Annotated in this window: 8 protein-coding genes; 2 read left to right on the top strand and 6 right to left on the bottom strand. The window is 33.0% G+C overall.

The window, feature by feature from the left end; translation table 11 throughout:
- Positions 1 to 542 precede the first annotated feature (542 nt).
- The 4 genes from F6K22_RS20940 to F6K22_RS20925 all read right to left on the bottom strand — a co-directional run bounded on the left by F6K22_RS20940 (position 543) and on the right by F6K22_RS20925 (position 5,690).
- Entirely contained in the window at positions 543 to 1,457 is a 915-nt protein-coding gene (locus tag F6K22_RS20940) for a class I SAM-dependent methyltransferase (protein WP_293102135.1), read from the bottom strand.
- A 598-nt stretch (positions 1,458 to 2,055) separates the two neighbouring features.
- Positions 2,056 to 2,541: a hypothetical protein gene (locus F6K22_RS20935; protein WP_293102132.1), complete on the bottom strand. Its 486-nt coding sequence runs from the start codon at positions 2,539 to 2,541 to the stop codon at positions 2,056 to 2,058.
- A 632-nt stretch (positions 2,542 to 3,173) separates the two neighbouring features.
- A complete protein-coding gene (locus F6K22_RS20930; protein WP_293102129.1) occupies positions 3,174 to 4,241 on the bottom strand; it encodes an ABC transporter permease in 1,068 nt (355 codons plus the stop codon).
- Between the two features lie 363 nt (positions 4,242 to 4,604).
- On the bottom strand, positions 4,605 to 5,690 hold the full coding sequence (locus F6K22_RS20925; RefSeq protein WP_293102126.1) for an AI-2E family transporter: 1,086 nt from the start codon (positions 5,688 to 5,690) through the stop codon (positions 4,605 to 4,607).
- 34 nt (positions 5,691 to 5,724) lie between these two features.
- On the opposite strand from F6K22_RS20925, the gene F6K22_RS20920 reads away from it, so the two are divergent.
- Complete coding sequence (locus tag F6K22_RS20920) at positions 5,725 to 6,006, top strand: hypothetical protein (RefSeq protein WP_293102124.1); 282 nt, start codon at positions 5,725 to 5,727, stop codon at positions 6,004 to 6,006.
- Positions 6,007 to 7,343: 1,337 nt separating this feature from the next.
- On the opposite strand, the gene F6K22_RS20915 is transcribed toward F6K22_RS20920, so the two are convergent.
- Both F6K22_RS20915 and F6K22_RS20910 read right to left on the bottom strand, forming a co-directional pair.
- Positions 7,344 to 7,505, bottom strand: coding sequence for a hypothetical protein (locus F6K22_RS20915; RefSeq protein ID WP_293102120.1), 162 nt, complete (start codon positions 7,503 to 7,505; stop codon positions 7,344 to 7,346).
- A gap of 284 nt (positions 7,506 to 7,789) precedes the next feature.
- Complete coding sequence (locus tag F6K22_RS20910; protein WP_293102117.1) at positions 7,790 to 8,635, bottom strand: Npun_R2479 family HD domain-containing metalloprotein; 846 nt, start codon at positions 8,633 to 8,635, stop codon at positions 7,790 to 7,792.
- Between the two features lie 221 nt (positions 8,636 to 8,856).
- Between F6K22_RS20910 and F6K22_RS20905 the strand changes: the two genes are divergently transcribed.
- The coding region (locus tag F6K22_RS20905) for a hypothetical protein (RefSeq protein WP_293102114.1) at positions 8,857 to 9,151 on the top strand (295 nt) is incomplete at its 3' end.

The raw sequence follows: 9,151 nt of genomic DNA, 5'->3' as shown, positions 1-9,151 counted from the left end.
TAGCATATTATCAAAACTAATCCAAAATATTGCAATTCAAGAAAGGGAAAACTATTCTCAGTTAAACAGTGAAAGCCTTCCCTAATTTCAAACCTAATCAATTTTTCAGCAGACCCTAATTAGGGTTTGCTTTTGGAAAGTCTTTTAGTAGGGGTAGGAGTCAGGAGTCAGGAGTCAGGAGTCAGGAGAAACAGGGAATTTAGAGGAGTTAGGAGTAAGAATTGTCCCTTTATTTTTCTGCCTTTGTCTGCCCAAAATGCGCTCCTTTTTGAGCTTTTTAATCCAAAAAGCTGGCACTTTTTTCAACCTCGAAAGGCTGAAAATTTTATATATCAATGGTTTGAGAATTAATCAACAAGCCCTAATTAAAAATAGAACAGTAGAAAACTTTACCTAACTTTCTTCAATCTCCCTTATTCCAAGTTAACAATAGACTTTTCCAGAAATAAAAAATCAATCAATGATTATCTATAAACTATCAATTACTGCTCCCCAATCCCTCTTTCTCTGGAGATATCTAATAAAAAGTACAACCTTAATAATTAAGCAACCCTAGCAATAATAGTGCGGTGACGGTGAGTATTGCAAATTATTTTCGGAGCTGAAAAACCAGCATCAACCAACTCCTTTTCAATATCCAAAGTAAAGTATTCATCCAAATAAGGTTCCGTACTCTTCAACAAAGTAAAAATATGAGGAGCCATCGTAGCATAAACCTCCGACTTAGGATTCATATCCATAATAGCAATACTACCATTTGAACGTAATAACCGCCTTGCCTCCCGAAAGATTTTTCCAGTAGCAAATTGTGGTAATTCATGGCATACCAAACAAATAGAAACTAAATCAAAAGAATCATCAGGTAAACCAGTCGCTTCAGCAGCAGCATGAACCCAATTAATATCCAAATTTTGCTGTTGAGAACGATACAAACCAACTGCTAAAAAATAAGGTGATAAATCTACCCCTGTAAACTTAGCTTCAGGGAAAACTTTTTGTAGGGGAAAAGTATTTAATCCCACACTACATCCTAAATCTAAAACATCTTTTGGTGTAGAAATTTCTGCTTTTAAAATATCAAGAAAACTTTGACGAAGTCTAGCATCTCCACCAATACCTTCTTCCGGCCAAATTCCTGCATGAACTGCCAATGATGCTACTTCTACTTCTGTGGCAGCTTGCCAACTCATATTACCTTTTTCATAAGCATGAAATGAAGTGAGGTAATATTCAGGATATGTCAAATTAGGATTATTTACTATTTCCCATTCTTTATTCCAATTACATTCAGAAAGTTCTTTTGCTTGTTTCCGCCAAGGAACGCCAATTTTTTCTGCACGTTTAATAATCATCTTTCGTGCTTGAGTTTGAGCAAAATTAGCTAGTGGTTTAATTGAGAGAATTCCATTGACTAATTTTGTTGCTAAATTAGGCTTAGATTTGAAAGTAGTAGTCATTTCAGTTATCAGTTATCAGTTATCAGTTATTAGTTATCAGTACCTCTGACTAAAGTCGGAAATTTGAAATAATGAATCGAAGTTTTTTTTCATCCCCTTAAAAAGGGAAGGCTAATAATTCATTTTTTGGTGATTTTTTATCCGAAAAATAATCTGTGAAAATTAATTCTTTTATTCTGTGAATCGAGAAACTTAATTTGTTGATTCTACAGACTATAACGCGACATTTATCTCTAAACGTACCGTAGCACTATAGTTGTTTCTGTTTTTTTTAATCTGTTCAAAACTCATTGCATTTATTCTCTAAATCGAGAAACTTAATTTGTTGATTCTACAGACTATAACGCGACATTTATCTCTAAACGTACCGTAGCACTATAGTTGCTTTCTGGTTTTTTTAATCTGTTGAAAGTTCATGGTTTTTCTTCTGTAAATCGACAAATTTAATTGATTGATTCTACAGACCATAACTCGACACTTATATCTAAACGTACCGTAGCACTATAGTTGCTTTCTGGTTTTTTTAATCTGTTTAAATTGCTCCAAGAATTTCACATCCATCTATAAACTACTTAAATTTTCCCAAAACTAACTGTTTTTATTTCCATATAATTCCTGAAAAACCTTTTCTTGGATATACTTTAAGAGGTAATTTAGACTTAAATGAACGACCATCTAAATCAAAGTAAGTTATTGAAATATCAATAGTTGAACCAAATTTTAACCATTGAATTCTACCAGTAGCTCCAAAAGCAGTAGATAATTTTTCACGATGTTCTAATAAAACAATTTCATTTTTTGGATCAAAACAGTTCTCAATTTGTTCAATTTTCTGTTCTCTGGTAAATCCATCTCCGGTGTTAATTCCATCTTCAAAAATATTTTTAATCTCCTCTGGTGAAGAATCTAAACGAATCCTTACTGCTGGACGATTTCCTATATTTGATACTACTAAATCATAGAATATGTTAACATTACCCGGTTCACCATTTACATCAATATATGCAACAATAATTGGTCGATTTGACTTTTTCCAAAGTAATAGTGTAGAACAAAATGATACCAATGAAATAATAATAGCCAAAAACGAGAATAATGTTCTTATCTCATCTAGCGATGAAAAAATCATACAAATATAATGTGAAAGAGTCTTAAATTTTCTACCTATTTTAGAGCATTTTAGATTTTTAGACAATTATCAAGTATCAAGAGGTAAAAAGCAGGCAAACAGAATTAATTAGGGTTTGCTGAAAAAGTATTTTTAGACGTTGCATGCAACGTCCGTACGGGAGTAGGGGAGTAATTTTTGTGCCCTTGTCTGCTCAAAATGCTAACTTTTTGAGCTTTTTTAACTGAAAACTAGGTACTTTTTTCAACCATAAAAAGGCTAAAACCTTTATTGTTAATAGTTTGAAATTTACAGCAGTTTCGGAGGTGCGTGAGGTACAAAGTTTTATAACTTCAGTAAATAGGGAAAAGATAGTAGTATTCACCTGTACCTCAGCATCCTAAAAAGTGCTGTAATCAGCAGAGAAATAATTAATTGCACAAATACAAATATTTTTTTTAATTTGTCATCTACAAATAACTGATAACTTTTATTAATATTATTGAGCTATCAATAATATTGAGTAAATTATTACTCTGTTTAAACTATTAACTGTTAACTAATAACTGCTAACTGATAACTGATAACTGTTAACTGATAACTGAATATTACCTTTGCAAATTTCTTGGATCTAGAGCATCTCGTAACCCATCTCCTAATAAATTAAAAGCTAATACAGTTAGAATAATTAATAATGCTGGAGGCCAAACCAACCAAGGTTGTAACACTAAAATTGAAGCATTCGTAGCCAAAGATAACATATTTCCCCAGGAGGGGTCTGGTTGTTGAATACCTAAACCAATCAAACTTAAAACTGATTCTGAGATAATAAAGCTAGGAATAGCCAAAGTTGCTGAAATGATTACATAAGTTGCTGTTTGGGGTAATACATGACGAACAATGATATAAAAAGAATTTGCCCCCATCGCCCTTACCGCTTGGACAAATTCTCGTTCTTTGATAGATAATACTTGTCCACGAATGACCCTAGCTAATCCTGCCCAACTAATAAATGAAGTAATGACCACAATTAATAGAAATCTTTGGGCACTGGTTAAACCAGGAGGCAAGACAGCGGCAAGTGCTACTAATAAATAAATTCCTGGAATTGTCATTAATACTTCAGCGAAACGCATCAAAATACTATCGACCCAACCACCAAAGTAACCAGAAATTCCACCAATAATCATTCCCAAGGGAAAGTAGATTGTAATTCCTACTAAACCTATAAACAAACTAATCCTACCACCAAAAAGTAAACGGCTAAATTGGTCTCGTGCTTGTTCGTCAGTACCTAGTAAGTTAAATTTGGCTTCACCTGTGGTTCCAAATAAATGTCTATCCCAGGGCAAAATCCCTAAGAGTTTATAGGGTGTTCCTTGAACAAATAAACCCAGAGGGGATGGTTTATCCAACTCTACGTTTAATTCCCGGAGTCCAGTTTCTAAATCTACTGGTCCTTGAGTTGTTGGGTAAACGTGGGGTCCAATAAATTCACCTGCTTGATTTTGCCAGTAAATTTGAGTAGGTGGTAGTAGGGAACCATTAGGTTGAGATGTGTAAGGGTCATAAGGAGCAATAAAGTCAGCAGTAATTACTACTAGATAAAAAATTAATAGTAATAATGCGCCAAATCTTGCTAGAGGATTTTTTTTAAGATTTTTCCACCATTTCATAGATTTAATAGGGAGTAGGGAGTAGGGAGTAGGGAATAGGGAATAAGGAGTCAGGAAGAAAAGAAATAGATTAGAGATTTGGGAACTATGACTCTTATGGAGATAGTTATAGTATTTTTTTCATTAAGACAGATTTTATATCAATCAGGAAGGAATTATCTTAATAATTAGCGATCAAAAAAAACTTTTTGCTCGTTTCTACTGATAACCGATCGATTAAATTACTCCTAAATCATAAAATAACTAATTACTCAGATTTAATATTATAAGTAGTTAAGCCAAATTAATTTTATATTTGGTACTTAAGTATAAGTATTAGTTCTACTTAATCAAGTATACAAATATATTTTTTTCTCCTACTCCCTACTCCCTACTCTCTACTCCCTTAAGAGGATTATAAAAAAAAGAACCTGTTTGGGGTGGTAGTTTAGGATTTAACACAACTTCCACAATACTTTTCAAAACTCCTGTGAGAGGAATTGCCAGTATTACTCCTAATAGTCCTCCTATTTTACCACCTAATAGTAATGCGGCAAAAATAATTACTGGGCTAAGTCCGGTTAAATTACCCATGACTCTAGGAGCAACTATATTATCTTTAACTTGCTGCATAGCGATCGCTACTATTAAGACTTTTAATGTTAACCACAAATCTATAAATGCTACGATAATACCTACAGTACCAATGCCCAAGGTTGCTCCAATAAATGGAATTAGTTCCATTGCACCTATAAATACTGCAAATAATAGGAAATAGGGAACTCCTAGAAACCAAAAAGCTAGAGATAAAGTAGTTGCCATAAATAACCCTAATAGCAACTGCCCAGAAACAAAATTTTGAAGATTACCTTCTAGGGATTGTGTAAATACATTTCGTACTTTTGGAGCAATAATACTAGTAAGATTATCCCACAGTCTTTCTCCATCTAGGAGCATATAAAACGAGATTACTAAGATTAAGATTAAGTCGAAAAACCAGTTAACAGTTCCTAGTAATAAACCCAAACCAGTAGTAGCGATCGCCTGTATTTCTTCTTGAGCTTTTGTTGATAGTTGCTGTTGCAAAATCCTGACATCAAAAGGTAAATTATTAAATTCACTCCAGGTTTGAAATTCTGTCAATTGTAATCTTGCCGACTCTAACAATTCTGGAAAATTTAACCACAATTGTCGAGCTTGATTAAATACTGGTGGTGCAATAGTTAGACCAATAACTAAAACTATCAAAGCAGCCATTAAATATACTAAACCTGCTGCCAAACTTCGAGGTAAAAATATTTGTAATTTAGCCACTGGATAGTTGAGCAAAAATGCTACTAATCCTGCTGTAATCAAGATACTAACAATTTCACCTACAAAACTAATTGCCCCAATAGTAAACCAACCTGTCACTAATAATAATAACCATGTAATTAAAAATCGTTGAAGAGGTGAAAATATAATATTCATAAAGTTAGTAATGGGTAATTAGTAAGGTATTAGAATGGTTCAAAATTTTGTTGTCCTGCATTGTAATGGTATTAAAAAAGGGAGTAGGTTGGAGGTAGGGACGTTGCATGGAACGTCCCTACAGAGTAGAGGGAAAGAATTGATGATTTTTGCGTATGGGATTGATTTGATTTTTGATTATCACGCCTATGTCTATTTTTTAATTTCTTCCCACACCCCCCACACGGATCACGCTTCCCACACTCTCTCTACCATTACGCGAGCACCACCACCCAAAATTTATTATGGGATGGCAGGTTTGCGGAACTTGATTTAGCTACTAATTACTAGAGCTTAATCATAACTAATTATTCAAACATTGTATAAGTAGTTAAGCCAAATTATTTGTATATTTACTACTCATACTAAATCGGCTTTACCAAAGAATTAAGGTTTAAAGCTTCTAGGCATCAAGGCGAAAAAAAATATTTTTAGTCAATCCTCTTCTTTTTGGCTAGCTATCAGCTTTTTCAGCTATTGTGTAAATTCCTGGCTTCAGTTAGCCGGATAGTTTTTCAGGGGTTTAAATCCCTCTATCAACCTTTGAAAAACTAACAACTGAGTTTTGAGCGCTTCTTTAAGGAGAGCCAATTATTAATTGTTAATTATTAATTATTGAAGTAGTCGTACAAAATTAGTTACCGAAAAATTAAGGTTTAAAGCCTCTACGCATTAAAGGAAAAAAAAAGAAAAAAAATTCCTTATGCTGCAAAATTTCTTATGGAATAGCCGGTTTGCGGAAGTTGATTTAGCTACTAATTCTTGGAAAATTGTATAAGTAGTTAAGTCAAATTATTTGTATATTTACTACTCATACTAAATCGGCTTTACCAAAGAATTAAGGTTGAAATCCTCTACGCATTAAAGGAAAAAAAAATTTTAGTCAATCCTCTTTTTTTTAAGAAGCTATTATGTAAATTCCTGGCTTCAGTTAGCCCGATAGTTTTTCAGGGGTTTAAATTCTCTTATAAACCATTAAAAACTAACAACTGAGTTCTGAACGCTTCTTTAATGCACTACCACCAATTGTTAATTATTGAATAGGACAGACATATTTTAAAAAATCAAACTATCTACCAATAAATAATTTGGTTATTGAGGTAATTAACCTATAATAATTGGATTTGGCGATTCGGATATATTTTCTGTTGCCAACTCCACTGTTCCCTATTCCTTACTTCGACAAAATTTTAAATTAATTTTGCATAGTTACTTAATACCAAACTCAAAAAAGGTCATCAGATCATGCCCGACTAATTAGCGATAAAAAAACTTATCATTTCCAAAGCTACTTTATTCTACCTACTGACTTATTTATCAGTATTCAACCGGACATGATATCATATATTAATCTTTGATTTATGCCTATAGCAAAACACTTTATACCTTGTATCAAATTTCAAATTTAAATCTTTTTTTATTCCTTTTTAGATACTTAATATTTACCTTTTCTTAGTTACCTATTTTATGAATGTGGAAATATTTTACAGCACTTTTGAAGATAGTGAAGTAAAGTTCAACATTAATCTCTATTTCTTATTTCTTAATCCCTACTCCCTAATACCTTAAATTTTTGGGTAGTCCTGCTCCCGTAATGGTGAAGATATATATTTTTTAATTTCTTCTCACACGGACCACACTTCCGACACGGACCACACAGACCACACAGACCACACACTCTCTGCCATTACTATGCACCACCACCAATTTTTCTACTTCTGAGACTAGAAAACTTCTGTAAGTAAAAGCATAAGTTGTAAAAAATAAAGCTAACAAATGATGGTAATTAATTTTTCCTAGTACAGGATAGCCGAAATAACTGACCAGTTAGAAAATATTAAAACCCCGATCAATCAACACTTTTGATTTTTGAGTAACCCATGACTTCCGCGTAGTGGTACTAGGTACTTATAAAATTTCAATTAGTATCATATCAAATTCGGATAATTATTGATCAATAAAATCTCAAGTCTTTCCAACCTAAGAAAAATATACCAGATGTATTTCAATTTTCCCCAACTCCTAACTCCCTAACTTCCTAACTACTCACTCCCTAATTTCTAAACACCAATCTTTTGAGAACGATTATGCTCCACTACAAATACATTTGAATAAAGATTAGCAATTATTTGCTTACCTTCCTGTGTTAGTGATAAATATTTGAGAGCTTTTTCTATATAAGGATGAACCCCTTGCCAAAAAAACTGGGGATAGTTATCAAGCAGGTCGCTAGGATTTTTATACCCTACCTTTTGGTTAAAACCTGTCTCCTCAAATTCATAAAATAAATAACCTATTTTCTTGAGGTAGCGGGGGTCACTTAACTGACCTATTAAATCTGCTGCCCGGACTAAACCAGGATAATTAACAGTATCTTGATGATCTGATTCTTTCGGAACAGGAAAGCGTGTTAATTCAATATTTTGTTTAATTATTTCTACATCAATCAGTTTATGACCACCAAATCTTTCATTAATAAATAATTTTGCCCTATCCACATGATAAGGAGTTAAACTAGCATCAGTAGAACCTAAGGGCAAATTAACCATTTCATCTTCCCTACCTGTAGCGTACCAACCTTTTTTGTCTTGCCGACAAACTCCTTTTACATATCCAATATCATGGCAAACTAAGGAAATAATATAGTGTAACCAATCTTCGCAGGCCACACCTCCTTCTCGAATATGTTTTCCTCTTAGAATTTCTTGGCCTACAAGAGTCACTAAAATAGTATGCTCAACATTATGGTAAAGGGCATCACTATTGGCAATATTTTCTAGTGCCATATTTCCTGCCCAACCAATTATTTCTTCGTAATTAGACTTATAACCACCATAAGTGCGATGGTAGCCTTCCTTAATTTTTTCGACAAATGAAGTAATTAGTATTTCAGTGGCATTAAACATATTTTTTACTTAACTAATTGTGATTTTTTTAGGTTTCATTTTTATTGTAGTTGTTTGTTAATTTCTTATTTCATTTTTTCTCTAGTTTGTAATAATCAAGGTAATTAAGTACACCAGACCAGAGTTAGGAATAGTTCTATACAAATTACTATTTAATTTAAATAAATATAACAAAACTATAATTTTTCTTTACAATATAACTGTAGATAGAGGCAAGTAAATTGAAAAAGGTAAATATACCAGAAAATCTCATAAAAAAGCAACAGAGCGATCGTCTAGATGATTCTAACCAAGCCGAGATTTATTACATAGATGGCCAGACGCTCTATTCTCAAGCAGAAGAAGATAAGCAAAATATTAATGATACCAAAGAATTTCCCGCTCAAAACAAGAGAGGGAGATGGCAAGGATTAATTGTTGGTATTGCCATTGGTATAGTTGCTAGTGTGATAAGTATGCAGCTACTTTCGAAACCAAAGCAAAATACGGAAGCTAATACCACTTCTACACAAACCA

Source organism: Okeania sp. SIO2F4 (genome assembly GCF_010672385.1).
Taxonomy (GTDB): domain Bacteria; phylum Cyanobacteriota; class Cyanobacteriia; order Cyanobacteriales; family Microcoleaceae; genus Trichodesmium.
The sequence above is the reverse complement of the archived record's forward strand: the minus strand, read 5'-3'. Positions and strand labels throughout refer to the sequence as shown.

What these genes read in the sequence shown, in the direction of transcription:
- F6K22_RS20910 (WP_293102117.1), bottom strand. Translation starts at nt 8,635, where the DNA reads ATGTTTAATGCCACTGAAATACTAATTACTTCATTTGTCGAAAAAATT.
- F6K22_RS20920 (WP_293102124.1), top strand. Translation starts at nt 5,725, where the DNA reads ATGGTTCAAAATTTTGTTGTCCTGCATTGTAATGGTATTAAAAAAGGG.
- F6K22_RS20925 (WP_293102126.1), bottom strand. Translation starts at nt 5,690, where the DNA reads ATGAATATTATATTTTCACCTCTTCAACGATTTTTAATTACATGGTTA.
- F6K22_RS20930 (WP_293102129.1), bottom strand. Translation starts at nt 4,241, where the DNA reads ATGAAATGGTGGAAAAATCTTAAAAAAAATCCTCTAGCAAGATTTGGC.
- F6K22_RS20940 (WP_293102135.1), bottom strand. Translation starts at nt 1,457, where the DNA reads ATGACTACTACTTTCAAATCTAAGCCTAATTTAGCAACAAAATTAGTC.